Origin of the sequence: Neobittarella massiliensis (ex Bilen et al. 2018) (assembly GCF_900289145.1) — a bacterium.
In the GTDB taxonomy this organism is placed as follows: Bacteria; Bacillota; Clostridia; order Oscillospirales; family Ruminococcaceae; genus Neobittarella; species Neobittarella massiliensis.
In genome coordinates this window covers 327,422-351,595 of sequence record NZ_OKQO01000001.1, presented here as the reverse complement: position 1 = coordinate 351,595, position 24,174 = coordinate 327,422, and the positions used below count along the sequence as shown (strand labels likewise).

Genomic DNA, 24,174 nt, shown 5'->3' with positions numbered 1-24,174 from the left:
TTTGCGGGGCGCCGGCCAGATTTTGGCCGGCGCCCCACCGATTTTGGAACACTTTTTGCCGCCGGCGCATAAACCGGTATATCTGCAGGCCGCACCACCACTGCGGCCCAAACTACATAAAGGAGTGTACGCCATGAAAAAAAGCACCAAAGCGCTGGCCGCCGTTATGGCGCTGGCCGTGACTGCCGGCATCTTCACCGGCTGTTCGTCCAGCAAAAAAGAGGGGGATAAGAAAGAGCTGACCAAAGTGAAGGTGAGCGAGGTCACCCACTCGGTATTCTACGCCCCCCAGTACGCCGCCATCAATCTGGGTTTTTTTGAGGACGAGGGACTGGATATCGAGCTGTCGGCCGGTCAGGGTACCGACAAGGTGATGGCCGCGGTGCTGTCGGGCTCTATCGACATCGGCTTTGGCGGCCCCGAGGCGGCCATCTACATCTATAACGAGGGCAAGAAGGACTACAGCCAGATCTTTGCCCAGGTCACCAAGCGCGACGGCTCGTTTTTGATGGGCCGCGAGAAGGTGGAGTCGTTTGACTGGAACAGCTTAAAGGGCAAGAGCCTGCTGCCGGGCCGCAAAGGCGGCGTTCCCTACATGACGCTGGAGCACGTGGTGAAAGAGAAAGGGCTGACCCCCGGCACCGATGTGGTGTTTGACGACAGCATCCAGTTCTCGGCCATGGCCGGCGCCTTTACCGGCGGTACCGGCGACTTTGTCACCGTGTTCGAGCCCACCGCCTCGATGATGGAAAAAGAGGGTAAAGGCTATATCGTGGCCTCGATCGGCGAGGAGAGCGGCGAGATCCCCTACACCGCCTACTTTGCCAACAAAGACCTGCTGGCTGAAAAGCCGGAGCTGTACCAGAAATTTGTAAACGCTCTGTACCGGGGCCAGCAGTGGGTGCAGGAGCACTCGGCCGCCGAGATCGCCAAAGCGATCGCCCCGTCGTTTGCCGACACCGACATGGATATTTTGGAGACGGTGGTACAGCGCTACAAGGATATCGACGCCTGGAGCACCGACCCGGTGATGGAGGAGCAGTCTTTTGAAAAGCTGCAGGACATCATGAGCGAGGCCGGTGAGCTGGATGCGCGCGCCGACTACTCGAAACTGGTCAACAACACCTTTGCCGAAAAAGCGGTAAAGGGCTGAGCGGGACAGAAACATTTTATAGGAGGTGGCGCCTGTGCGGCGCCACCTTTTTTGGTGCTGGCCAGCTCCCAAACAGCAGACAGGTACCCAGCGCGGCGGTAATCTGTTATAATGGGGGTGGAAGTGATGTGCAGACCGCCTGATATGTGACCGGGCGATCTTTTGAGGGGGAGCGGTCCGGTGCAAAAAAAGTGGTTTCGCGAGCTGTTTCGCCGCCGTATGTTGGTGGCGTTTCTCATTCTTTTACAGATGGGGTGCATGCTGTATCTCATCATCAGCGGCAGCCGGGCCTCGCAGGCGGTCAACTGGGTGCTGGTGGCCATTAGTCTGGTGGTGTCGCTGCAGATCGTATCCACCCGCGATAAGGGCGCCTATAAGCTGACCTGGGTATTTTTGATCCTGCTGTTTCCGGTGTTTGGCGGGCTGCTCTACCTGGTGTTCAACTTTCAGACCTCGACCAAAAAATTCTCGCGGCAGATCCAGGCCGCGCAGGAGATGGCGGCACCGCTTTTTTACCTGCCCGGAGACTGTTTTTTGCAAGCGGCCCGGCAGGCGCCGCAGCACGTGGCACAGATGCGCTACCTGCAGCAGTTCGTGGGCTTTCCGGTGTACGGCCACAGCCAGACCACCTATTTCCCCTCGGGCAAGGCAAAACTGGAGCGGCTGCTCTTGGAGCTGGAGAGAGCCGAGCGCTATATTTTTTTAGAGTACTTCATCGTGCAGCAGGGCGTGATGTGGGACAGCATTTTTCAGGTGCTGCGGTGCAAGGCGGCCCAGGGGGTAGATGTGCGGCTGCTGTACGACGACCTGGGCTGTTTTTTGCTGCTGCCCACCGACTTTCCCCAACAGATGGAGCGCGCAGGCATCCGCTGCGCGGTGTTCTCCCCCTTTAGGCCCATGCTCACTGCGCGGCAAAATAACCGCGACCACCGCAAGATCATCTCGATAGACGGCAAGGTGGCCTTTACCGGCGGGATCAACCTGGCCGACGAGTATATCGACGTGTACGAAAAGCACGGGCGCTGGAAAGATGCCGGCATTATGGTAGAGGGGGCTGCCGCCTGGAGCTTTACGCTGATGTTTTTGCAGATGTGGTCGCTCTACCAGAAACAGCCGGAGGACTTTGCCGGCTACTACCCCTGGGCAGACGGCCCCTGCCCCCAGCAGAGCGACGGACTGGTACAGCCCTATGCCGACAGCCCCATGGATAAAGAAAACGTGGGGGAACACGTGTACATGCAGATGATCGCCGGGGCCAAAGATTACCTGTACATCACCACCCCGTACCTGATCGTGGACGACAGCATGGTGTCGGCGCTGTGCCTGGCGGCCAAGAGCGGGGTGGATGTGCGCATCATCACCCCGCACAAGTGGGACAAGTGGCTGGTGCACATGACCACCCGCTCGTACTACCGGGAGCTGATCCAGGGCGGGGTGCGCATCTACGAGTACACCGAGGGGTTCATCCACGCCAAGACGTTCGTATCGGACGACGAGGTGGCCACGGTGGGCACCACCAACATGGATTTTCGCAGCCTGTACCTGCACTTTGAGTGCGGGGTATGGATGTGCGGCAGCCGGGCGGTGGGCGAAGTAAAAAGCGATTTTTTACAGACTTTACAGGTGTGCCAGGAGATCACCGAAGAGGACTGCCGCTGCGGCTTTTTCACCCGGCTGGCGCAGGACGTGATCCGGCTGGTGGCACCGCTGATGTGACCGGCCTGCGCGCCGGAAAAGAGGAGGGGCGTTATGGCGCTGACACTGACGGCCGAGGACCTGGCGGCCCTGCAGAAGAGCGAACTGTTTTGCGGCCTGCAGGGGCCGGCGCTGCAGCGGGCACTGGCTTTTTTTGACGCGCTGCCCGGGCAGTACCCCAAAGGGGCGCTGCTACACCGCTGCGGCAGTACGCTGGCGCGGTTTGGGCTGGTGCTCACCGGCAGCGTACAGGTGTTTATGGACGATATCGACGGCAACCAGATCATTATGGCCGGGGTGGGGCCGGGCAGTACCTTTGGCGAGTCGATGTGCTTTTTGGCGGTGGAGGAGCAGCCCATCTCTGTCGTGGCGGCCAGCGATACCCGGGTGCTTTGGATGCAGACGGCAGCCATACACCGCGCCTGCGGCGGCGACCCCCAGGACCACCTGCTGGTGGAGCGGTTCATTGCGCTGCTGGCCGGCAAGGCGCTGTCGATGAATGACCGGGTGCAGGTGCTCTCGAAAAACACGCTGCGGGGAAAGCTGGTGGTGTTTTTTACCCAGTGTGCCCACCGCGCCGGCAGCAACCGCTTTACGGTGCCTTTTGGCCGACAGGACATGGCCGCCTACCTGGGCACCGACCGCAGCGCGCTGTCGCGGGAGCTGTCGAAGATGCAGCGCGAAGGCGTGCTGCGATTTCACAAAAATCAGTTTGAACTGCTCTCGTCGATGGGACCCACCCTCTGACAATATTTTGACAGACCGGCCATTTCGTTGCAAATGCAACGGCATACAGCAGAAATATGGGGTATGATACATACGCGGCCAGAGATGGCGGCGTATGTTTGCGTTTTGGGGCCCTGTGGCAAAAAACGGGCGCCCGTTTAAAAAGAGAGAGAGGGAATTTTTGTGAAGAGAGTACTGTCTGCGCTGCTGGCGCTTTCGCTGGTGACCCTTTTGTTTGCCGGCTGCGGCGAAAAAGACACCGGTGACAAGGGAAATGTCTCCTCGGGACAGGAGGCGACCACCACTATTCGCCTGGGCGGCCTGAAGGGCCCCACCTCTATGGGTATGGTCAAACTGCTTTCTGACGCCGAGGAGAAAAAGAGTGAGAGCCAGATCGAGTTCACGATGGCCGGATCGGCCGACGAGCTGACCCCCAAGCTGCTCAAGGGAGAGCTCGATATTTTGGCAGTACCGGCCAACCTGGGGGCCATCCTCTATAACAACTCTGAGGGGGCGGTGGAGTTTTTGGCCATCAATACCCTCGGTGTGATCTACATCACCGAAAAAGGCGGCAACACGGTAAACAGCTGGGCCGACTTAAAGGGCAAGACCATCTACGCCACCGGTAAGGGCTCCACGCCGGAGTACGCGCTCAACTACCTGTTGCAGCAAAACGGTCTTGACCCGGCCACTGATGTGACGGTGGAGTGGAAGAGCGAGCCCACCGAGGTGGTGGCCCAGATGGCCACCCAGGACCAGGCTATCGCCATGCTGCCCCAGCCGTTCGTGACGGTGGCCAGCACCCAGATCGCCGATCTGCGGGTGGCGCTGGACCTGACCGGTGAGTGGGACAAATTGGATAACGGCAGCCAGTTCATCACCGCCGGGCTGATCGTGCGGCGGGAGTTTGCCGAGAAGTACCCCCAGCAGTTACAGAAATTTTTAGAGGAGTACAAAGCCTCGACCGACTATGTGAACCAGAACGTGGAGGCGGCCGCGCAGTTGGTGGAGAAGTACGATATCGTCAAGGCGCCCATCGCCCAGAAGGCCATCCCCTACTGCAATATCACCTATATTGACGGCAGCGAGATGAAGACCGCTCTGAAGGGCTATTTACAGGTGCTGTATGACCAGAACCCCGCCTCGGTCGGCGGCAAACTGCCGGCTGACGATTTCTACTATGAAAAATAAACTGTTCTGGCAGCGCGCCGGTGCAGTGCTGTTTGCCTTAGTGCTGTGGCAATTTGCCGCTATGGCACTGGGGCAACAGCTGCTTTTGGTGACCCCGGTAAAGGTGGCCGGACGACTGGCCGAGTTGGTGCGCGAGAGCGCATTTTGGCAGACGGTGGGCTTTAGTTTTTGGCGCATCGTGGCCGGCTTTTTGCTGGCCCTGATCGCCGGGGCGGTACTGGGGGCGCTGTCGGCCCGGGTACACGCTATCGAGGTGCTGCTGTGGCCGTTCATCGTGGCGGTAAAGTCGGTGCCTGTCGCCTCTTTCATCATCCTCAGCCTGATCTGGCTGCAGGCCAGCAGCTTGTCGGTATTCATCTCGTTTTTGATGGTGTTTCCAGTGGTGTACTTTAACACCTTACAGGGTATGCAGGCCACCGACCGGCAGCTGGTGGAGATGGCCCACCTGTTTAAAGTACCTTGGCGCCGCCGGCTGCTGTACATCTACCTGCCGCAATTACAGCCGTTTTTGCTCTCGGCCTGCAGCGTGGCACTGGGCATGTCGTGGAAGGCGGGCATCGCCGCCGAGGTCATCGGCATCCCATCGGGGTCGATCGGGGAGCAGCTATACGAGGCCAAGGTGTACTTGAGCACCGCCGATCTGCTATCGTGGACGGTGGTCATCGTGCTGGTGAGCGTGCTGTTTGAAAAACTGTTTATCACCTTACTGAAACGGGCCTTTGCCGGATTGGAGCGACTGTGAGCGATATCGTATTGCGCGGCATCACCAAGCGCTTTGGCGACAAGGTGGTACTCGAGGATCTAAACGCCCGCTTTTTAAAGGGGCAGACCAGCTGTATCATGGGTCCCTCCGGCTGCGGCAAGACCACCCTGCTACAGCTGCTGATGGGTTTTTTGACGCCCGACGAGGGGACGATCACCGGCGTGCCGAAAAAAAAGAGCGCCGTGTTTCAAGAGGACCGGCTGTGTGAGCCGTTTACAGCGGTCTCGAACATAAAGATGGTACTGGGGCGCACGGCCGATACCGGGCGTATACGCGACCACCTGCGGCAATTGGGACTGGAGGAAGCGGCGCTCGACAAGCCGGTACGGGACTTTAGCGGCGGTATGAAACGGCGGGTATCGATCGCGCGGGCGGTGCTGTTTGGCGGCGAAGTGCTGTTTTTAGACGAGCCCTTTAAGGGGTTGGACGCCGCCACCCGCGAGCAGGCTATGGATTACGTAAAGCGCCACACAAAGGGTAGCACCGTGCTGCTCATCACTCACGACCAACAAGAGGCCCGGAAGATGGGCGGACAGCTGCTGGCTATGGCGCAGAGAGGAGAACCGTGATGGAGATAACGACCCGGTCGGAGGTACTGGAAGTTTTGCGCATGGACAGAAGCCGCTTTGAAAGCGAGATCTTGCCGGCGGCGGGTGCGGCACTGGATGCCCAGAAAGGCGGACAGCTGCGGGTGACCTCGATGCTGGGGTACTCGAACATCTGCAAAAACAAGTGCCTGTACTGCGGCATGCGGGCGGGCAACACCGGGGTAAAGCGCTACCGAATTGCCCCGGCCGAGATTGTGGCCGCCGCCAAAATGGCTGCAGAGAGCGGGTTTGGCCGCATTTTTCTCATTTCGGGAGAGGACCCGGGCGCCCACTTTGAGGATCTGCTGCACATAGTGGAGCAGATCCACGCGCTGGGGCTCTACCAGAGCTTGGCCTGCGGTGAGTACAGCGCCCAGCAGTATGCCCAGCTGCGGGCGGCCGGGGCCGACGAGTACGTGATGAAATTTGAGATGTCGGACCCCGAGACGTTTGACCGGCTCAACCCCTCTACCAACTTTGCCCAGCGCATGGCGGCCATTGAGGCGGTGCAGGCCAGCGGTATGAAGCTGGCCTCGGGCAACATCGTGGGCTTTCCCGGACAGGATATAGAGCAGCTGGCTGACGACATCATGCTGATGAAAGAGTTACAGATCAGCTGGGCGCCGGTCATCCCCTACATGCCGGCCATGGGCACCCCGCTGGCCGCTGAAGGCGGGCGGGGCGACCTGCTGACCAACCTGAAGGAGATCGCTCTTTTGCGGCTGATGATACCGGGGGTGAACATCACCGCCCAACAGCCGGGAGAGGACTTGAAAAACGGGCTGGCCGACGAGCAGGGCAACCTGGATGCTATCGCCGCCGGAGCCAACGTGCTGTTTTGCGACCTGCTGCCCGAGACCATGGCCGGCGATTTTCGAGTCATCGATCACCGCAACGTCACCGGTACGGCCCACTTATACCAGATCGCCGAGAAGAGCGGCTTAGAGCTGGATTTTGGGGTGTAAGGTCCCTGATATATCATCTTTAAAAAGGAGAGATCGCCTGCTGAGGCGATCTCTCCTTTTTAAGATACATCTGAAATATTTACGGGTTTAGCTAACTGCCGATCGTCACCTCTTTTTTCCGCAGAAAGGCGGCTGTCAAATTCTTTTGACAGTAGTTTTTTGACCATGTCAACAGTTCTTGCTGGACCTGATGTGTTATGAATGTTAAGCTGGTCAAAAGCCTGGCATGCAGGCAGGTGATATGAGGAGGGTAACGGCATGGATATCGGCAATCAAATAAAAAAGTTTCGGACCAATTTACAGCTCTCTCAGGAGATGCTCGCTGAAAAGATGTGTGTTTCAAGACAGACCGTATCTAACTGGGAGACCCAAAAAAGCTATCCGGACGTCCACCGTTTGCTACAGCTCGGCGCGCTGTTTCAAGTTTCTCTGGACCAGTTGCTCGAGGGAGATATTGAGCGCATGCGACAGCAGGTCGAGCAAAAAGAGATAGATAAACTCAATCGATACAGCGCTGTATATGCGGTCTTTTTGCCCGTTACTGTGCTTGCTGCTGTGCCGCTGGTCAAATGGTGGGGACTCGGTGGTGCGCTGCTGTGGACCGTGTTACTGGGGGCTACCCTGATTTTTGCCCTGCGTCTCGAACGCTTAAAAAGGCGCCACGATATCCAGACCTATAGGGAGATCGTGGCCTTTATGGAGAATCGGCCGTTAGACGTCGAGCGGAAACAGCAGGAATTGGGCAAACGACCTTACCAAAAAATCCTGCTAGCCATAGGCAGCGCCGTTTCTGCTCTGCTGCTATGTGCGGCGCTATGGAGCCTTTTTTCTCATTGATCGGTGTACCGGCGACACTGGCATACCCCAAAGGCCATACCTGTAAACACCGGCTCTCGCCACTCGGATCATGCGGCCGGCGCCGCCCCGGTGCCGCCCTGGATAGGTGCACCACCAGCGGATGTGCCCGGCGCTTTTGCCGTGGCAGGTCATCCGAGATTTTGCAGGATCTCGCGGTAGCGGACGGTGGCCAGCGAGCTGGGCTGCCCCTTTTTGCAAAAGGACAGACCGGCCAACTTGGGAACTACCCGCTCGACGACGATCTGGCCGTCGACCGTTTTTTCTTGCAGGGCGTGAAAGGCCTCTAAAAAACGGCGGTCCCCCCGCACGGCAGGCAAGTGGGACAACACGTAGACGTATAAAAACAAATTGTAGCCCCGGAAGGGGTACTCCACCTGCATGAACCGGCTGCCGATCCCGTAGTGGCAGGGGCCGATGGGCTTTTTGATATCCCAGTGAGCCAGCAAAAACTCCGCCGCCCGCTCCAGCGCCGGCTGACAGTCACACCGGCCGCTGCGCCGCAGTGCGTCCAGCGCTATGAGCGTGGGGTAGGGGTTGGAGTACGCGGTCTCGGGCCCGCGGCCAAAAAAGTATTTCTCGCAGCGCCAGCCTCCGTCGGGCTGCTGGGTATCGAGCAGGTGCTGCATCGTCACCTGCAGCCGCGGGTGACAGCTCTGCCCCAGCTGGCACAGGACCTGGGCGGCATGGGCTGTTTGGCAGGGAAAGATAGCGCCTTTGGGGTAGAGGCGAAAGCGGCCGTCAGGGCGCTGACAGTTCCACAGCAGCGCGGCGGCGGCCTGCAAGTCGGGGTCTTGCGGCTCGACGCCCAGCTCCAGCAGGTACTGCATACACTCCAGCATATTAAAGGGCGAGCCCTTGAGCAGCCGGTGATCCGGCGTGGTCCAATAGTCTCTCCCCTGGTCGTGCCGGTGGGCGCGTATCGCCTCTACATCGGCGGCAAACAGCTCGTCTACTGCCACGAGATCATCTCCCCTCTTTTTCGGGCGCCACTGACACCCGCAAGACTCCTTTTTTATGTGTATACCTTGTTCAGCCGGTATGTGTGGTGTGAAAAAGTCGACTGCCGGGGGCAGCCCATGCTGGCAGGTATAAAAACAGACGGTGTGCCGAAGCGGTGCACCGCCTGTTTTTTATGTATGAGTGAATGTGTCGGCCGGCGCTACTTTTGCACCTGGGTGTTGGGGTAGCGCTGCTGCAGCACGGCATCGCTGTAGTGGGTGTCTAAAAACACGGCCAGCGGGTCGGCGGCGACAACACCTTCGCGCCGCTGGGCCTGACGGCCCACCGCCATAAAGGATAGGCCCATATTGACGGCCATAAAGATGGCCACGGCCACTGTGAGCCAGCCGGCCTGCTGCTGCAGAATACGGCTGATGAAAGCATCTAACCGCGGGTAGAGCACCCGGATCCAGAACAGGCCCAGTGCGCCCCAGCCCAGAGCATAAAACAGATTGACCCGGCCGCCGATGCTGAAAGGCAGATGGCTGTATTCCCACGAGACGGTGCCCAGCAGACGCTCCTCGATATAGCTGTAGGCAAACTCGTACCCGGCGCCCAACAGCGCCCCGCAACCAAACAGCCACAAGTTGCCCCGGTGCTCTACCGCTGTAAGCAGCACCGTGAGCAGCACGGCCCCAATGCCGTATACCGGATTAAAGGGACCATACAGCACGCCGGCCCGGCTCTGTACGGTGCCGGTGGTGAGTACACACCACAGTGTCTCTACGACCACACCGCCCAGACTGCCGGCCATAAATAGCCAAAACAGCTTGGCGGGTGTGAGCTTGCCTACCTGTGTTTGCCGTTGCATGGATCTATTTCTCCTCTCGCATGTATTTGTTTGCATGTAGTACTCAGCGGATGGTGCTGCTGGGCAACCGCCCTAAAAAGCGATACACCACGGCGGTACTTACGGCCAAACCGGCCGACAGCACCAGCAGCGAAAACAGCCACAGCGGTACCGCGCGCAGTGCCAGCGTGACAGCCAGAGACCCGGCGCACACCGCCGCGTTGGCCCCGGCCACCGCCCCCAGTAACAGCCGGGGGAGCAATTTGCAGTTTGACATGATCGGTTATTCCCCTACTCTAAATTGAGTTTGTGTTTGAGCAGATAGTTGGTGGCGATGAAACAGGCCACCCCAATAACTGCCGAGAGACCTATGGTGGAGAGCATGAGCCCATGCAGGAAATTGATGGGCGGTATAGCGGCGTTTAACATATCCAGCCCGCCCATGGCGATGCCCAGCACCATGATGACGCCGGTGGAGAGTATCTGCGTGGTCATGTACAGCACCACGTAGGCGCCGATGGCGCCCAGCAGCCGGTGACCGCGCACCTGGTGGCCGATGGCGATGGCGCAGTAGACCATGAAACCGCCCGATACCAGCCCAACCAACATGGCGATGATGGTCTCGATGACCAGTGGCAGCAGCTTGGCCTGATACACCTGCTCGAACATCCACACCAGCTGGTGCAAGAGGTGGCCAATGGTGGCGAGCACCTCGCGGTTCCAGACCAAGATCAGGATAGACAGCAGCACGACGGCTACGGTGGCGATGCTCCAGACGGTGGCGGTGATGAATTTGGACCAGATGTGGCTGGCCGGCGAGACCGGCAGCGTGTTCATGAGGTAGCCCTCATCGCCCAGCAGGTTTTTGTAAAAGCGCTGTATCATCACCACAAAGCCCACCACGAACACGGCGATGAGTACGCAGACATAGAGGATGATGCTCAGGCCGGCCAGTGTATCCATAAACGATATCTGGCTCTGCAGCACCAATAGCCCCTTAGAGACCAGTGTGAGCAGCAGCACTGCGCCGAACATGGGCAGGTAGATGCGGCTGGTGGCTTTAAACTCGTGTTTTATCAGTTTGCCTAGCATTTGAATACCTCCCGGAACAGGCCGTCGACCGATTTTCCCTGCTTTTCGCGGATGTCTTCCACCGCCGCCTGCAGCATGACCTGACCGTCTTTGATGAACACCACATCGTCGAGGATCTGCTCTACGTCGGCGATGAGATGGGTGGAGATGAGCACGGTGGCATTTTCGTCGTAATTGGAAATAATGGTCTGCAGGATGTAGTCCCGCGCAGCCGGATCTACGCCGCCGATGGGCTCATCCAGCAGGTAGAGCTGGGCGCGGCGGCTCATGACCAGGATGAGCTGTACCTTTTCTTTGGTGCCTTTAGACATGGTCTTAAAGCGCGCCCGCGGGTCGATCTGCAGGCGGCTGAGCATATCATAGGCCCGCTCTTTGCTAAAGTCGGGGTAAAAGTCGACGAACATGTCGATGGCGTCGTCGACCTTCATCCAGTCGCTGAGATAGGTGCGCTCGGGCAGGTAGGAGACGATGCGCTTGGTCTCGATGCCCGGGGCGAACCCGCCGATCTGTATTTGGCCGGCGGTGGGGCAGAGCACCCCACTGAGTATTTTGATCAGTGTGCTCTTACCCGAACCGTTGGGCCCCAAAAGGCCGATGATACGGCCCTTGGGCAGCGCCAGATTGACCCCCCGCAGCGCCTGTTTGATACCGTAATTTTTGGTGAGGCCGCTGATCGACACGATAAGATCCATATCCCTCTATCCCCTCTCTGCTACGGCGCGTTCCATCAGCGCCACGATCTCGACCCGTGAAAAACCCAGGTCGGCCATTTTGTTTAAAAAAGCCTGCGCCTGCTCCAGCGCGATGTCTTCCCGCATTTTTTGTATCCTCCCCGCGTCTTCGGTAATGAAGCGGCCGCTGGTGCGCTGGGCGTACACCAGATCGCTGCGCTCGAGCTCGGTCAGCGCCTTTTGCATGGTGTTGGGGTTTACCCCCGCCTCCTGCGCCAGATCCCGCACCGAGGGCAATTTGTCCCCCGGGCGGTACACGCCGGTGATGATGCGCTGGCGGATCTTGTCCGCCAGCTGGATGTAGATAGGCCGGTCATTTTTTATCTCCCACATCTGGCCACCTCCCGATGTACCACTGTACTAAGTCGTTAATACAATAATACAGCTGTGCAGATCGGTTGTCAAGCGCTTATCAAAGATTTTATCAAAAGCTGTCGCCAGCGGCGGCAGCAGCGCGTTTTAGCCGGTAACGGCACTACACCGATACACAAAAAAAGCCGGCCGCAGTGCGGCCGGAACACATTTTACTCGCTTTTATTGCGGGGGCCATCCCCCTCTGCTGCCGTTTTATTGCGGCCCAGGTCCCACTCGATGCCCCGCCCGTAGTGCTGAAGTAAAAAGGCGTTTGTCTGCGAGAAGTGGCGACAGCCGAAAAAGCCGCGAAACGCCGACAGCGGGCTGGGGTGGGGCGCGCGCAGGATCAGGTGTTGGCGGCCCTTGATCAGCGGCGCTTTGCGGCCGGCATCGCTGCCCCACAGCAGAAACACTATCGGCTCGGGCCGCTGACCGAGTTTGGCGATGACCGCATCGGTAAAGCGCTGCCAGCCAAATTCGCGGTGGCTGCCCGCTCGGCCCCGCTGCACCGTGAGGCAGCTGTTGAGCAGCAGCACCCCCTGCTCTGCCCAGGGGCCCAGATAGCCGGTATCGGCCGGGGGGATGCCCAGATCGTCATACAGCTCCTGGTAGATGTTTTGCAGCGAGGGGGGAATGGGCATGCCCGGCGCCACCGAAAAGCTCATCCCCTGCGCCTGGCCGGGGCCGTGGTAGGGGTCTTGCCCCAGGAGTACCACCCGCACCTGTTTATATGGCGTCTTTAAAAAAGCGGTGAACACCTGGCCCCGGGGCGGGTAGACGGTAGCGGTGCGGTAGGCCTGCTGCACCCGCTGCACCAGCTGTTTAAAATAGGGGGCCGCCAGTTCATCGGCCAGCACCTCGCTCCAATCGCCCAACTTTTCGTACATTGGATCTCCTCCCCGTCCTCGGTAAAAGTGAAACTGCCCCTATCATAGCACGGGCGGACGGCGGCTGTAAACCTCTATGGCCGGGGTCGATCGGTGTCAGATCGTGGCAGCTGATCGCCCCTCTGCGTTGCATTTTAGCGCGAATTATACTATAATAAGGCAGTTCTTATGCACTGGGGCCCTCACGGTGACAGCTGTCGCCGTGAGGGCCCGGCAAAGGCGGCTACCACCGCCCGGTACAGAAAGGAGTGACCGCAATGTCCAGACCAGACAGGGGTTCTGACCCCTTTGACATTTTGGATACAGGCAGTGGCGACACCGGCCTGACTGGCGACTTTACCTCCGGCGCCCCCCGCCGGACCCCGGCCGATGGCGCCGACAACACCCGCACGTATCAGCCGGCCCCCAGCGCCCCCTATGCCCAGCCAACAGAGGCGCGCACCCGCGAGATACCCGGCGGGGAGGAGCGCGGTGAAGACGCACAGGAGGCCGACGGCCAGAGTGGTCGCAGCCGCAAAAAAAGACAGAAAAAAGGTGATCGAGTGAAACACGGCGAGCCCAAACAGAAAAAGGCAAAGAAAAAACACGGTATCCTCTTTAAAATAGGCATTACGCTGCTGGTGTTGGTGCTGCTGGTCGGCGCTGCCGGCGGCTACCTGATCTGGGATATGACCAAAGGACTGGATTCCCAGAAATTGGATAAGGGAAAGCTGGGCATCACCACCGGTCTGGACAGCAAGGTGAAAAATATCGCCCTGTTTGGTGTGGATTCCCGCGACAGCAGCACCAACTCCCGCTCTGACTCGATCATGATCTTGTCGGTGGACAAGGCGCACAACAAGGTGAAGGTATCCTCCATCATGCGCGACGCCTATGTCAACATCCCCGACCGCGGTTACGACAAGATCACTCATGCCTATGCCTTTGGCGGGCCGGAGCTGGCCATTCGCACCCTCAACGAAAACTTTCAGCTGGATATCGCCGACTACGCCACCGTCAACTTTAACGACATGGCCGAGATCGTCGACGCGGTGGGCGGCGTGACGCTGGAGATATCTGACGAAGAGGCGGAAAACGCCAATAACAGCATCGCCGAGCAGTGCCAGATCGCCGGCAAAGACCCCAGTGCCTATTATTTCTCGGGCGGGGGCACCTACCAGATGAACGGCATTCAGGCAGTTGCCTACTCCCGTATCCGCTATGTGGGCAACGGCGACTTCGGCCGCACCGAGCGCCAGCGCGAAGTGCTCTCGGCCATCTTCTCCAAGGCGCTGAACATGTCTCCGCTGGAGTACCCCGACATGGTCAAGCAGCTGCTCTCGCTGACCACCACCTCGATCGGTTTTGACACGGTGATGGCCTACGGCCCCATGATGCTGGGCAAACCCACTTTTGAGACCAGCCGTTTCCCCTGCGATGGCGACTACTGGGGCGACACGTCGACCGGTACCTACTACATGATGTTTGACGAGGAGACCACTGTGCAAAAGCTGCACGACTTTATCTATAATGATGTGGCGCCCGCGTGATAACGGGCTAAAAGAAAAAGGGGGCCCCGATCGGGGTCCCCTTTTTGTGAGAAGGAAAAACACTTGCAGTGTTGTGGCCAAAATAAGCCTTGGCCCTTAGATCATTTAGGGCAGTCGCCTGCCGGACAGACGGGCAAACAGGTCGGAGAATATTTTTTCGCGGTGCACCGCATAGGCACAGGCCATGCTGTGGCCGGCGGGGCGCACTTCATAGTAGCCGCTGTAGCTGGGCGGCCAGGCCGGCAGTATCTGGGTATCTACCATGTCTTTGCCCATCAGCCAGGAGACCGGAGCGATATCCCAGATGATGCGGTTCCACTGGGGCCCCTGGCAGTAGAGGGCGGCCTCTTTGGCGGTGAGGTCGCACAGGTAGTTGCAAAAGGCGTTTTGTCCCCGCAGCGCCGCCTCCAGCTCGGGGCCGGTGACCGCCAGCTGTTCGCACACACCGGCACAGGGAAACTGCACCAGCGGCACTTTGCTGGCAAACACGGCCCGGGCGGCGGCGATATCCTGCACCAAGTTAAACTCACGGGTGTTGGGCCAGTGGCGGCTATGGCCGCCCAGCCAGAGCACTACGATGTTGTCGCGGATAGCCGGACGGCACAGCAGCGCTGAGGCCACGTTGGTGATAGCGCCGATCGCCACCACGTACAGCGGATCTTCTGGTAGGCGGCGCTCTGCCAGATCGATAATCTTCTGCGCGCCCGGCGATAATACCGGGGTCTTCTCGTCGGGCAAAAAGCTTTCGGCGCCCAGGTAGACGTCTTTTTTTCGCTGTGGACAGCCGAGCAGTTCCAGTACGTGAAGGATCTCGCGGTAGCTGCGCTGCATGCCCTGCGCAGGGCTTTCTGCTTTGATATTATGAAAAGGGGCGGCGGTGATAGCCTGTATGCGTACCCGGTCGGGGGCGCATAACAGCCAAGCTAGCGCGTACTGATCGTCGATCTCGTTGTAGGCGTCGGTATCTACTACCGCGTCGACCGTGCCGGTCGGGGGCTGTAATCTGCTCTGTAGCCAGCGGTCGCGGACCAGGTCCCGGTCCGGCTCGCGGCCATAGCCGCAGTCGAAGTAAGTCTGTAGCAGCGGGGGATATCTCACGGTGTTTTTCCCCCTTTACGGCTTGACCGCGTTGCGCATCTGGGCAAAGGTCTCCTGCTCCATGCCGTAAGCAGTTTTGACGGTGATGGCGCCGCTGGCGATCTGGTCGGCGACCTGCTGCACCTCATCGCGAACCGGCTGTGGGACCGTTTGCCGGTAGTAGTCGTTATCGGCCAGTACGGTGGCCCCCTGCTTGACGCCCCACTTCTCCATGGTGCCGAAGGCGATGTTGCCATCCAAGCTATCTTTGATTATATTGTAGAGGGAGACATCGTTGCGCTTGAGCATAGAGGTGACGATGACATCAGCCACTTTGGGATTTGACTCGAGGAAGTAGGCCCGCTGGTCGGCGTCGACCCCGATCGCTCTGGCGCCGCCGCGGTCGACGCAGGCCTCGAACACGCCCAGCCCGGCACCGCCGGCCACCTGGTGCAGCACATCGGCCCCCTGATCCATCTGCAGGTAGGCCAGCTCTTTGGCCTTGGGCGAATCGGTGAAGCCGCCCACATAGGAGATGGCCACTTTGGCGTTGGGGTCGGCGTACTGGACGCCCTGGATGTAACCCACCAGAAAATCGTTGATGCCCACAGCCTCGGTGCCGCCCACCAGGCCGGTGACCCCGCTGGCAGACAGCCGCTGGGCCAGCACACCGGTCAAAAACTCTCCCTGGTGCTGCAGATAGGCCACCACAAACACGTTGGGCATCGTCAGCTCGTACACCGGATCGATATCGAAGGCGACGAACTTGGTATCGGGGAAGTCTTCGTAGCACTTCTCCAGAAACTCGATCATCTCGTTGCCGCTGAAGATGACCATGTCGTAGCTGCCGGCCGCATCCTGCAGCGTGGGCTCCATACGGGATTTGTTGTCGGCCCCGTACTCTACCGCCTTGACTTCGAGGCCGAATTCTTCACCGGCCTTTTTTACGCCTTCCCAGGCCACGTCGTTAAAAGATTTATCGCCCAGGTTGGAGCAGAGATAGGCGATCTTCTTGATCTCTTTTTGCTCCTGAGCGCCGTTTTTGCCGCCGCAGCCGGACAGGCTGCCCAGGCAGAGCACTGCTGCCAGCAGCACCGCCAAATACTTTTTCATAATGGGTCCTCCCTTTTTTCTGTGAGGTGATCTTTGCGTGCAAACTGTTTACGAGATCCTGCGGCAGCACCGGCTGCTGGATCACTTTTTTAAAGTAGAGCTTTCGGCCGGGCAGCTGATCTACCGCTCGGGCGATCTGGTGCAGACCGTATACCTCATTCTCGACGGCGAGGTGGTGACCCGGCTGCCCACCCCGGACGGCGGATACCGCAGCCGGCTCTGCTGGGGGCCGGGTACGCTGCTGGGCCAGATCGAGGCGCTGGTGGCTTACCCCAACCAGCCCGACACCTTTGCCAGTACCGACGCGGTGCTGCTGGGTACCCCGGTAGCTGATTTTTTGCAGATGGTCCACAGCTGTAACGACCTGTGCTACTATCTGGCCTGCCACAACGCCCGCGGTATGGCCGATGGGTTCATGCGGTCGCTGTACCACCGGCCCCGGTCAGTCAGGGCCAGACTGGCCGACTACCTGTTAAAAAATGCCGCTCCAGATGGCCTGTGTCAGCGGGCCGAAGACACCGCCGAGGTACTGGGCACCACCCCCCGCACAGTGCGCAAATACCTGCAGCAGTTACAGGAAAAAGGGGCCATCATACGGCAGGGCGGGCGGGTATATGTCGGTGATGCCGACATATTGCGGCAGTGTGCCGGCCGGGACCGGTGAACCGGCTACGGCGGTAATAACAAGTTCAAAAGCGCTTTTGTGCCTTCAGTATACCGCCCCCACCAGCTGGGCTGGATGTCCATGGACCCGTTATCGTGCACAAATATCCAGCATATTTTTGTGTAATAATCGAATAAGCCCTCTGCTTTTTACAGAATGCAGAGGGCTTATTTGCAAGTTTTCTTTCCCTAAACTTTCAAATCCTACTATTTTCGGGCGTATATATCACACACCACAAACTATTTAGCCGGGCCCCCTGACAATGAAAATCCCTGTATCTGCGCAGTTTGCATCGTTTTAAAGGGCTGCCTACAAAATCGTTTTTGGGAAATAGATTTCCTGCAAAAAATAATTGACGGTACCTTTGTGCATCTGTATAATAAAAACATCAGAAATTTAGCTTTTTGCACAGCTCACAGCTGGATTACAAACTATGCAACAAGGGAGAGAACGTTATGTTAGGGCTTTCAAATATCGCGGCCAACTTCCCCGCCTCGGGTATTCGCGCCATGTTCGACGTGGCGGCTAAATACCCCGGCTACGCCAATCTCTGTAACGGTGAACCCAATTTTGAGACTCCGGACAACATCAAGGAGGCGGCTATCCGGGCCATTCGCGACGGCCAGACCCGCTATGCGCCGGAGGCCGGCACCATGGAATTCAGGCAGGCGGTGGCCGACAAGTACACCCGCCAGTTTGGCCGCGCCTACGGGCCGGAAAACGTGTGTGCCTCGCTGGGCGGCGTGGAGGGCGTAATGCTGACACTGATGGCCATTATAAACCCCGGCGACGAGGTGCTCATCCCCGACCCGTCGTACACCTGTTATCCCGGCCAGGTGGAGGTGCTGGGCGGCAAAGTGGTGCGGGTACCGGTATACGAAGCAGACGGCTTTAAACTGACACCAGAGACGCTGGAGCGGTACATCACCCCCAAGACCAAGGCAGTCATCGTCAATTACCCCAATAACCCCATCGGCTCGATGCTGACCCCAGAGGCCGCCGAGGGGCTGGCCGACGTTATAGAGCGGCACGGCCTGTACGTCATATCTGACGAGGTGTACGAGGCCATCGTTTTTGACGGCAAAAAGCACTACTCGCTGGCCCAGGTGGAGCGCATCAAAGACCAGGTGATCGTGGTCAACTCGCTCTCGAAGACCTATGCCATGACCGGATGGCGGATCGGCTACTGTTTGGGCAGCGCCGAACTCATCTTCCACATCGGCCAGATGCAGCAGTCGCTGGCCGCCTGCCTGCCCACCTTTGTGCTGGCTGCCGGCACCGAGGCCATCAGCGGCCCGCAGGATGCCGTAGAGGCTATGGCCAAAGAGTACGCCGCCCGCCGCGATATCCTCATGCAGGGGCTGTCGGGCTTGCCCAAAATAAAGCTCTTCCACACCGAGGGGTCGTTCTGCACCTTTATCAATGTAAAAGAGCTGGGCAAGCGTTCGGAGGAGATCGCCATCGACCTGATCGCCAAAGCCGGGGTGCTGACGGTGGGCGGCCAGGCCTTTGGCCGGATGGGCGAGGGATATCTGCGGGTGTGCTTTGCCAATTCGCAGGAAGTCATCCGCGAAGGGGTATCCCGCATCAGCCAGTACATCCACTCTATTGCCTGACCGGCAGGCAGCTTGCCCCCTGTCCATCTGCCTGCAGATATGCGGATATACCGGCTTGACCAAGCCCTGCGACCACATCGACCACATAGAAAAAAGGAGACGACTATGGCCTACAAGGCACTTTTCACCCAGCCATACAGTGCAGCTGAGATGCAGCGTGTAGCCGAGCTGGGTATCGACGCCACCTACATCGAGGAATCGGCATTTTCGGAACCCGGTTTTTCATTGCCGGAGCAGCTGCGAGACATCGACCTGCTGGTGGGATACAACCCGTTCGTCGGGCTTGACCTGGACCAGCTGCCCGCTCTCAAATTCATCCAGCTGGTGAGCGTGGGCTTCAACCACGTGCCCGCCGGCGACATCCAGCGGCTGGGTATCGATATCGCCCACAACGTGGGGGCCACCCGCTTCCCCATCAGCGAATGGGTGCTCTGCCAGCTGCTGCAGATCTACAAAAAGGCCAAGGTGTTCTGCCGCCAGCAGCAGGTCCACCAGTGGCAGGTGCAGACCGATATATTGGAGCTCACCGGCAAGACGGTCACCTTTTTGGGGGCCGGCAACATCGCTGTAGAGACCGCCCGCAAACTAAAGGCCTTCGACTGCCACACCCAGGCCCTGAACCTGAATGAGGACCCGGTAGAAAACATCGATGAGGTCATCGATATTGCCAGGATCGACGAGGTGCTGCCCCACAGCGATATCGTCATCAGTGCGCTGCCGGCCACCAAAGAGACGTTTCACCTGCTAAACGGCGACCGGCTGCGGGCGATGAAGGACACGGCTGCGCTGGTAAATATCTCTCGCGGTACGGTCATCGACCAGCAGGCGCTCATCGAAGTGCTGCGCAGCGGCAAGTTCCGCGGCGTGGCACTGGATGTGTTTGAGCAGGAGCCTCTGGATGCAGGCGACCCGCTGTGGGATATGGAGAACGTCTACATCACCCCCCACAACGCCATCTTTTCAGACCTGAGCGCCAGCCGGGTGTTTGAGTTGGTGTATGGCAATCTGGCCCATTTTGTAAGGGGAGAACCGGTAGAACACCCGGTACATTTTGACCGGGGCTACTGACACCGGCCGCCTAAAAGACCGATCATCTAAATTACCTGTACCTGACCCCGTCCGCGGAGACGATCCCCGGACGGGGCAGTACTTTTGCCGCCGAGGCGGCCGAGAGGAGGACGAGATGGCAGCACCTATTTTGATATCGGGAGCTATGGACTGTGAGATCGACTACTTTTTAGAAGAACTCGCCGGCAGTACTCATCGGCAGATACACGGCTTTGACTTTTGGCAGGGTTCTTTACAGGGGCTGCCAGTGGTGGTGAGCCAGACCCGGGTGGGGATGGTAGCCGCCGCTATCGCCACCGCTGTTGGGTTGTCGGCATATATGCCGTCCGCCGTTATCAATCAGGGCACGGCCGGCGGCCACCGCCGCGACTTAAAGGTGGGCGATATCGTGATCGGGCGGGCCTGTGTGCCGATAAACGGGCTAGAGATGCCCGCCCGGAGCGAGGGGCAGGGCTGTGCCCCGCTCGAGTGGGTGCCAAACCACCGCACGATCTCACACCTGAGCGACCGGGCGCTGTGCGACCTGTTTGCCAGCACGCCCTATACCGGCGGGCAAAAGCAGTTGGGGGTGTTGGGCTGCGGGGATCTTTTCTCGCGGGAGATGGACCGCATCGACTGGTTGCACGCCACTTTTGGCGAGGACTGTGAGGACATGGAGACCTATGCCGTACAGCAGGCCTGCCAGCACTTTGGCGTGCCGTTTGCCGGGGTGCGCATCATCTCGAACAACGAGCGCACGCTGGACCCCTACGACCGCTCCACCGCGCGGACTCTGCAGCAATTCGTCTGCCGGGCGCTGGCAGACTGGCCGGCACACTAGATCGTGCAGCACGATACCAAAATAGGAGCGGGAGCCGTGGATCAAACCACTGCTCCCGCTCCTATTTTTTATCTGATCGGTCTCACTTTTTACGGTCTTTCTGTCTGTCAGCGAGCTGGTCTACTCGTATTTACTCGCCCAGAATACGCCTGTTCTCGCTCTGGTAATAGGCTGCCGCCTGGCGGTTGGGGTAACCGCTGTCGGTGCGCGCAGCGCGGGTGCCCGACAGGCGGGTAAACAGCTGGTTGGCTGGCAGATCTTCATCATAGCGGGGCCGCTCTTCAAAAGTCACCTCGTCGATGTGACCGCAATGGGGCCGGTGGGGCAGATTTTCAAATGTGGTGTCTTCACAGCCCACACATTTGCCGCAGTAGCCGTTGACATGGTAACGACAACCGGTATTTCGGCAGCGGCAGCTGTTGCCGCCGGTGCAGCACACGTAGCTGCAGTCACAGCAGTCTCCACACTCGCAGGTCTCATCGTCTTCACAACCACAGCCACAGCCGCAGCCGGTATTGCCGCAGGTATTGGCGGTACCGCAGGCGCCCTGACTGCTCTCGCCGTCACAGCTCATGCCCGGGGCGCCGCGGCCACACACGTCGCAGGGGTCTTCACAGCAGCACCGGCAGCAGCAACCGCCAGTTCCGCCCGTCTCACCGCCGGTGCCGCCGGTAGAGCCGGTATCGGAACAGTGACACACGCCGTTTTCGTCCAGATAGCCGTGGCAGTAGCCGTCGGCGTCTACACAGCCGGTGCCGCCGCCAGTTCCGCCCGTCTCACCGCCGGTGCCGCCGGTAGAGCCGGTATCGGAGCAGTGGCACACGCCGTTTTCGTCCAGATAGCCATGGCAGTAGCCGTCGGCGTCTACGCAGCCGGTACCGCCGCCAGTTCCGCCCGTCTCACCGCCGGTGCCGCCGGTAGAGCCGGTATCGGAGCAGTGGCACACGCCGTTTTCGTCCAGATAGCCGTGGCAGTAGCCGTCGGCGTCTACGCAGCCGGTACCGCCGCCAGTTCCGCCCGTCTCGCCGCCGGTGCCGCCGGTAGAACCGGTGTCAGAGCAGTGGCAGATGCCGTTTTCGTCCCAGTAACCGTGGCAGTAGCCGTCGGCATCGATACAGCCGGTGCCGCCACCGGTACCGCCGGTGGGCTCACAGCTGCAGGTGCACTGACAGTTGCCATTTTCATCGGTGTAACACCAGCAGGTACAGCCCTCACAGCCACAGGTACAGCCAGTAGGACCAGTTGGGCCGGTGGGACCGGTCGTGCCGGTGTCATCCCAGCAGTTTTGCGCGCCGCTGGGGGGCACTACGCCAGCGCAGCTGTTGTCGCAGCCGCTGGCACCACAGCCAAACAGGCAGCCATCCTGATCGTCACAGCAGCCGTCAGGGCCGCAGGGTCCGCTCCCACCGGTACTGCCGGTGTCGCAGCCGCAATTGCAGCAGCTGCAGCAGTTACAGCTGCCACTTTCGGCGGCTTCCGTTTGGATGGGGCGATCGATGTCTGGGATGATGCTCTCCTCTGGCCCCGGCTCTATATAGGTGGGCTCGGGTTCAGGGACGGCGATGGGCTGCCGGTAAGTATCGGGTTCCTCCGCCACCGGAGCAGCGCGTTTTTGACGGCGGGGGCGGGGGTATTCCGGCGGTTGCACCGGTTCAAAGTCCTGTGGGTCGTGGGGGCGTTCCTCCTCCTCGTAGTAGCGGGTATAGGCTTCTACCTGGGCGGCGGTGTCCTCCTCGCGCAGCAGTTCTTCACAGCTCTTATCTTTGGCGCGCTTGTAGAACCGGTCTTTGTCGCTGTAGTTTTTAATGCTGTCGTACACGCTCAGCAGCAGGTTTTTGACGCCGCCCGGTCCTTCCCCGGTCGGCAGACTGCGCCGGCTGTACGCCTCGGTGGCAAATGCCAGGGCGGGCCTTGCAAAAAAGTCAAACATAACACTCTCACCTTTGTCATATAAATTGTGCGGGCCCCAAGTGCGGGCAAAGGGCCGCGATTAACTGCCGACCCCGTCCCGCTCCGCCGGGCTGCCGCGCCCGACAGATATGTGCCGGTATCAGGATCCTCTGTACAGTCTATTCCCACCCCGGTCATTGTGTCACAAACGCGTTTTGACCGCAGTTTGGCGGGCATTTTGGTGGCCGGCGGTGTGTTTTGGCGATTGTAACCTTTTCTTAACTTATTTGTAACTGCTTTTTAGTTTTATTTACCCCCGACCCGTGTATAATGAAAACATAGAAAACAAACCCATCAAAGGAGGTCACGCACGTGAAAAAAGTCATCGGTATCCTGGCCGCAGTATTGATCTTAGGTTCACTTATCGCCATAGCGGGGGACAGACCCCAGGGAACTTTTTATGCCGGTGGCAGCCACAGTACCTCTGTGTGTGACACCATCTTTTAACAAAAGCCCTGACAGCACCCCAAAAACAGCATATGTAAATGTAAAGGAGGTGTGAATTCACCTCCTTTTTTCTTTTCAAAACCCTGTTGGCTGTGCTATAATAGCATGCATATGGCCCGGTGTTTTTGGGACGGGCAATTTTTCGTGTAAGGTGGTACCTTCTTTGAAGAAGAAAGAGTTTAAGATCGCAGTACTGGTCCTGCTGGTAGTAGTGGGGCTTTCAGCCTGGGGCATCTTGGCCAAGGCGCCGGTAGTAGGCGGCACGGTGGCCCAGGTGACCTATGACGGCAAAGAGGTGCTCTCTATCCCCCTCAACGGCGAGCCGGGCACCTTCACCGTAAAAGGCGCCATGGTCTGGAAAGAGGATGAAAACGGCGATCCCATCACCGATGATGACGGCAACAAGATAGAGGAGCGGCTGGTGGCCACACTGGTCCGCGATGAAAAAGGGGTAAAGTTTATCAACTCGGTCTGCCCCGACCACCTGTGTGAACAGCAGGGCTACGTAAAAGATAAAGGTGACACTGCGGTGTGCATGCCGGGCAAGATCTCGGTGACTGCCGAGTAGAAATTTACAAAAAGAACAAGCCCCGGCAGAACGCTCTGCCGGGGCTTGTTCTTTTTTACAGGAGGAGAAAATACCCGCGCGGTCTCCCCTTCTCCGCTTTTGGGGCCGGTGCCTGCCGGGTGGGTGGCGCTAAAGAGAGCACAGGTGGGCCAGCACCTTGCCAAAACAGGCCGCTAAAGCTGGCGCGGCCGGGTAAATGTAGGCAAGAGAAAAGGCCCGCCTTGACCGAGCGGGCCCTCTCTCTAAAAGAGGAGTTATATGAAAAACAAAAGGTTTGGAAGTAAGCTGCGTTGGGGTGCTGTAGCTGCCGGTCGGCAGCTGCTTTAGAAGAAGTGTTTCTCTCTTTCTGGTATGTACACAGTATACCCCTGTTGGCCCGCTGAATATACAAGTTTGGGTAAACAGTTTGTGTCTGTTTTGTTACCAAGGCCTTTGGTGTATATAGTCAAATCTGGCTATAAAACCGCAGCATGTCGCCAAAAATAGATAGCTCACCTTATAATTTAAAAGCCCCTATGCTATCATGGTCGA

The 24,174-nt window shown here is 58.9% G+C and carries 25 protein-coding genes; 15 read left to right on the top strand and 10 right to left on the bottom strand.

The features are described 5' to 3' along the window. Positions 1–133 precede the first annotated feature (133 nt). The 8 genes from C6Y32_RS01700 (at position 134) to C6Y32_RS01665 (ending at position 7,917) form a co-directional block, all read left to right on the top strand. Positions 134–1,153, top strand: a complete 1,020-nt coding sequence (locus C6Y32_RS01700) for an ABC transporter substrate-binding protein (protein WP_105203427.1) — start codon at positions 134–136, stop codon at positions 1,151–1,153. A 180-nt stretch (positions 1,154–1,333) separates the two neighbouring features. After that, on the top strand, positions 1,334–2,869 hold the full coding sequence (gene cls / locus C6Y32_RS01695) for a cardiolipin synthase (RefSeq protein WP_105203426.1): 1,536 nt from the start codon (positions 1,334–1,336) through the stop codon (positions 2,867–2,869). A gap of 33 nt (positions 2,870–2,902) precedes the next feature. Then, positions 2,903–3,595 (top strand): Crp/Fnr family transcriptional regulator, encoded by a 693-nt coding sequence (locus C6Y32_RS01690; protein ID WP_105203425.1) that lies wholly within the window; start codon positions 2,903–2,905, stop codon positions 3,593–3,595. A 162-nt stretch (positions 3,596–3,757) separates the two neighbouring features. Beyond that, entirely contained in the window at positions 3,758–4,765 is a 1,008-nt protein-coding gene (locus tag C6Y32_RS01685; RefSeq protein ID WP_105203424.1) for an ABC transporter substrate-binding protein, read from the top strand. Continuing rightward, a complete protein-coding gene (locus C6Y32_RS01680; RefSeq protein ID WP_105203423.1) occupies positions 4,755–5,507 on the top strand; it encodes an ABC transporter permease in 753 nt (250 codons plus the stop codon). Before C6Y32_RS01685 ends, C6Y32_RS01680 begins: the two co-directional genes overlap by 11 nt. Next, complete coding sequence (locus C6Y32_RS01675) at positions 5,504–6,097, top strand: ATP-binding cassette domain-containing protein (protein WP_243562435.1); 594 nt, start codon at positions 5,504–5,506, stop codon at positions 6,095–6,097. The genes C6Y32_RS01680 and C6Y32_RS01675 overlap by 4 nt, the downstream gene beginning before the upstream one ends. Continuing rightward, positions 6,097–7,080: a biotin synthase BioB gene (locus tag C6Y32_RS01670; protein WP_105203422.1), complete on the top strand. Its 984-nt coding sequence runs from the start codon at positions 6,097–6,099 to the stop codon at positions 7,078–7,080. The genes C6Y32_RS01675 and C6Y32_RS01670 overlap by 1 nt, the downstream gene beginning before the upstream one ends. 258 nt (positions 7,081–7,338) lie before the next feature. Next, the gene (locus tag C6Y32_RS01665; protein WP_105203421.1) at positions 7,339–7,917 is read left to right on the top strand and encodes a helix-turn-helix domain-containing protein; all 579 of its coding nucleotides are present in this window, start codon (positions 7,339–7,341) and stop codon (positions 7,915–7,917) included. A gap of 149 nt (positions 7,918–8,066) precedes the next feature. Here the strand turns inward: C6Y32_RS01665 and C6Y32_RS01660 are convergent, their stop codons facing one another. The 7 genes from C6Y32_RS01660 to ung all read right to left on the bottom strand — a co-directional run bounded on the left by C6Y32_RS01660 (position 8,067) and on the right by ung (position 12,791). Beyond that, a complete protein-coding gene (locus C6Y32_RS01660) occupies positions 8,067–8,897 on the bottom strand; it encodes a terpene cyclase/mutase family protein (protein ID WP_105203420.1) in 831 nt (276 codons plus the stop codon). A 200-nt stretch (positions 8,898–9,097) separates the two neighbouring features. Further along, entirely contained in the window at positions 9,098–9,748 is a 651-nt protein-coding gene (locus C6Y32_RS01655) for a putative ABC transporter permease (RefSeq protein ID WP_164998079.1), read from the bottom strand. A gap of 43 nt (positions 9,749–9,791) precedes the next feature. Continuing rightward, positions 9,792–10,004, bottom strand: a complete 213-nt coding sequence (locus C6Y32_RS01650) for a hypothetical protein (protein WP_105203418.1) — start codon at positions 10,002–10,004, stop codon at positions 9,792–9,794. A gap of 14 nt (positions 10,005–10,018) precedes the next feature. Then, entirely contained in the window at positions 10,019–10,819 is an 801-nt protein-coding gene (locus C6Y32_RS01645; RefSeq protein ID WP_105203417.1) for a hypothetical protein, read from the bottom strand. Further along, positions 10,813–11,511 (bottom strand): ABC transporter ATP-binding protein, encoded by a 699-nt coding sequence (locus C6Y32_RS01640; RefSeq protein WP_105203416.1) that lies wholly within the window; start codon positions 11,509–11,511, stop codon positions 10,813–10,815. Before C6Y32_RS01640 ends, C6Y32_RS01645 begins: the two co-directional genes overlap by 7 nt. 6 nt (positions 11,512–11,517) lie before the next feature. Beyond that, positions 11,518–11,883 (bottom strand): GntR family transcriptional regulator, encoded by a 366-nt coding sequence (locus C6Y32_RS01635; RefSeq protein ID WP_105203415.1) that lies wholly within the window; start codon positions 11,881–11,883, stop codon positions 11,518–11,520. A gap of 191 nt (positions 11,884–12,074) precedes the next feature. Beyond that, a complete protein-coding gene (gene ung, locus C6Y32_RS01630) occupies positions 12,075–12,791 on the bottom strand; it encodes a uracil-DNA glycosylase (RefSeq protein ID WP_105203414.1) in 717 nt (238 codons plus the stop codon). 257 nt (positions 12,792–13,048) lie between these two features. On the opposite strand from ung, the gene C6Y32_RS01625 reads away from it, so the two are divergent. Continuing rightward, positions 13,049–14,320: an LCP family protein gene (locus C6Y32_RS01625; protein WP_105203413.1), complete on the top strand. Its 1,272-nt coding sequence runs from the start codon at positions 13,049–13,051 to the stop codon at positions 14,318–14,320. 105 nt (positions 14,321–14,425) lie between these two features. Here C6Y32_RS01625 and C6Y32_RS01620 read toward each other — a convergent pair whose 3' ends face one another. Further along, a complete protein-coding gene (locus C6Y32_RS01620) occupies positions 14,426–15,418 on the bottom strand; it encodes a nucleoside hydrolase (RefSeq protein ID WP_105203412.1) in 993 nt (330 codons plus the stop codon). Positions 15,419–15,433: 15 nt separating this feature from the next. Beyond that, a complete protein-coding gene (locus tag C6Y32_RS01615) occupies positions 15,434–16,510 on the bottom strand; it encodes a BMP family ABC transporter substrate-binding protein (protein ID WP_105203411.1) in 1,077 nt (358 codons plus the stop codon). A gap of 37 nt (positions 16,511–16,547) precedes the next feature. Here C6Y32_RS01615 and C6Y32_RS01610 point away from each other — a divergent pair, with 37 nt between their 5' ends. The 4 genes from C6Y32_RS01610 (at position 16,548) to C6Y32_RS01595 (ending at position 20,678) form a co-directional block, all read left to right on the top strand. Next, positions 16,548–17,174 (top strand): Crp/Fnr family transcriptional regulator, encoded by a 627-nt coding sequence (locus C6Y32_RS01610; RefSeq protein ID WP_105203410.1) that lies wholly within the window; start codon positions 16,548–16,550, stop codon positions 17,172–17,174. A gap of 455 nt (positions 17,175–17,629) precedes the next feature. Further along, positions 17,630–18,790, top strand: coding sequence for a pyridoxal phosphate-dependent aminotransferase (locus tag C6Y32_RS01605; RefSeq protein ID WP_105203409.1), 1,161 nt, complete (start codon positions 17,630–17,632; stop codon positions 18,788–18,790). Between the two features lie 105 nt (positions 18,791–18,895). After that, positions 18,896–19,858: an NAD(P)-dependent oxidoreductase gene (locus C6Y32_RS01600; protein ID WP_164998078.1), complete on the top strand. Its 963-nt coding sequence runs from the start codon at positions 18,896–18,898 to the stop codon at positions 19,856–19,858. A 115-nt stretch (positions 19,859–19,973) separates the two neighbouring features. Continuing rightward, a complete protein-coding gene (locus C6Y32_RS01595; protein ID WP_105203407.1) occupies positions 19,974–20,678 on the top strand; it encodes a 5'-methylthioadenosine/S-adenosylhomocysteine nucleosidase in 705 nt (234 codons plus the stop codon). A 130-nt stretch (positions 20,679–20,808) separates the two neighbouring features. On the opposite strand, the gene C6Y32_RS01590 is transcribed toward C6Y32_RS01595, so the two are convergent. Continuing rightward, positions 20,809–22,608 (bottom strand): hypothetical protein, encoded by a 1,800-nt coding sequence (locus tag C6Y32_RS01590; protein WP_105203406.1) that lies wholly within the window; start codon positions 22,606–22,608, stop codon positions 20,809–20,811. 332 nt (positions 22,609–22,940) lie between these two features. Between C6Y32_RS01590 and C6Y32_RS15710 the strand changes: the two genes are divergently transcribed. Both C6Y32_RS15710 and C6Y32_RS01585 read left to right on the top strand, forming a co-directional pair. Beyond that, positions 22,941–23,075, top strand: coding sequence for a hypothetical protein (locus tag C6Y32_RS15710; RefSeq protein WP_279386198.1), 135 nt, complete (start codon positions 22,941–22,943; stop codon positions 23,073–23,075). A 163-nt stretch (positions 23,076–23,238) separates the two neighbouring features. Continuing rightward, positions 23,239–23,643 (top strand): NusG domain II-containing protein, encoded by a 405-nt coding sequence (locus tag C6Y32_RS01585; protein WP_164998077.1) that lies wholly within the window; start codon positions 23,239–23,241, stop codon positions 23,641–23,643. Positions 23,644–24,174 lie beyond the last annotated feature (531 nt).

What these genes read in the sequence shown, in the direction of transcription:
- C6Y32_RS01700 (WP_105203427.1), top strand. Translation starts at nt 134, where the DNA reads ATGAAAAAAAGCACCAAAGCGCTGGCCGCCGTTATGGCGCTGGCCGTG.
- C6Y32_RS01690 (WP_105203425.1), top strand. Translation starts at nt 2,903, where the DNA reads ATGGCGCTGACACTGACGGCCGAGGACCTGGCGGCCCTGCAGAAGAGC.
- C6Y32_RS01680 (WP_105203423.1), top strand. Translation starts at nt 4,755, where the DNA reads ATGAAAAATAAACTGTTCTGGCAGCGCGCCGGTGCAGTGCTGTTTGCC.
- C6Y32_RS01670 (WP_105203422.1), top strand. Translation starts at nt 6,097, where the DNA reads ATGGAGATAACGACCCGGTCGGAGGTACTGGAAGTTTTGCGCATGGAC.
- C6Y32_RS01665 (WP_105203421.1), top strand. Translation starts at nt 7,339, where the DNA reads ATGGATATCGGCAATCAAATAAAAAAGTTTCGGACCAATTTACAGCTC.
- C6Y32_RS01655 (WP_164998079.1), bottom strand. Translation starts at nt 9,748, where the DNA reads ATGCAACGGCAAACACAGGTAGGCAAGCTCACACCCGCCAAGCTGTTT.
- C6Y32_RS01650 (WP_105203418.1), bottom strand. Translation starts at nt 10,004, where the DNA reads ATGTCAAACTGCAAATTGCTCCCCCGGCTGTTACTGGGGGCGGTGGCC.
- C6Y32_RS01645 (WP_105203417.1), bottom strand. Translation starts at nt 10,819, where the DNA reads ATGCTAGGCAAACTGATAAAACACGAGTTTAAAGCCACCAGCCGCATC.
- C6Y32_RS01640 (WP_105203416.1), bottom strand. Translation starts at nt 11,511, where the DNA reads ATGGATCTTATCGTGTCGATCAGCGGCCTCACCAAAAATTACGGTATC.
- C6Y32_RS01635 (WP_105203415.1), bottom strand. Translation starts at nt 11,883, where the DNA reads ATGTGGGAGATAAAAAATGACCGGCCTATCTACATCCAGCTGGCGGAC.
- ung (WP_105203414.1), bottom strand. Translation starts at nt 12,791, where the DNA reads ATGTACGAAAAGTTGGGCGATTGGAGCGAGGTGCTGGCCGATGAACTG.
- C6Y32_RS01625 (WP_105203413.1), top strand. Translation starts at nt 13,049, where the DNA reads ATGTCCAGACCAGACAGGGGTTCTGACCCCTTTGACATTTTGGATACA.
- C6Y32_RS01615 (WP_105203411.1), bottom strand. Translation starts at nt 16,510, where the DNA reads ATGAAAAAGTATTTGGCGGTGCTGCTGGCAGCAGTGCTCTGCCTGGGC.
- C6Y32_RS01605 (WP_105203409.1), top strand. Translation starts at nt 17,630, where the DNA reads ATGTTAGGGCTTTCAAATATCGCGGCCAACTTCCCCGCCTCGGGTATT.
- C6Y32_RS01600 (WP_164998078.1), top strand. Translation starts at nt 18,896, where the DNA reads ATGGCCTACAAGGCACTTTTCACCCAGCCATACAGTGCAGCTGAGATG.
- C6Y32_RS01595 (WP_105203407.1), top strand. Translation starts at nt 19,974, where the DNA reads ATGGCAGCACCTATTTTGATATCGGGAGCTATGGACTGTGAGATCGAC.
- C6Y32_RS01590 (WP_105203406.1), bottom strand. Translation starts at nt 22,608, where the DNA reads ATGTTTGACTTTTTTGCAAGGCCCGCCCTGGCATTTGCCACCGAGGCG.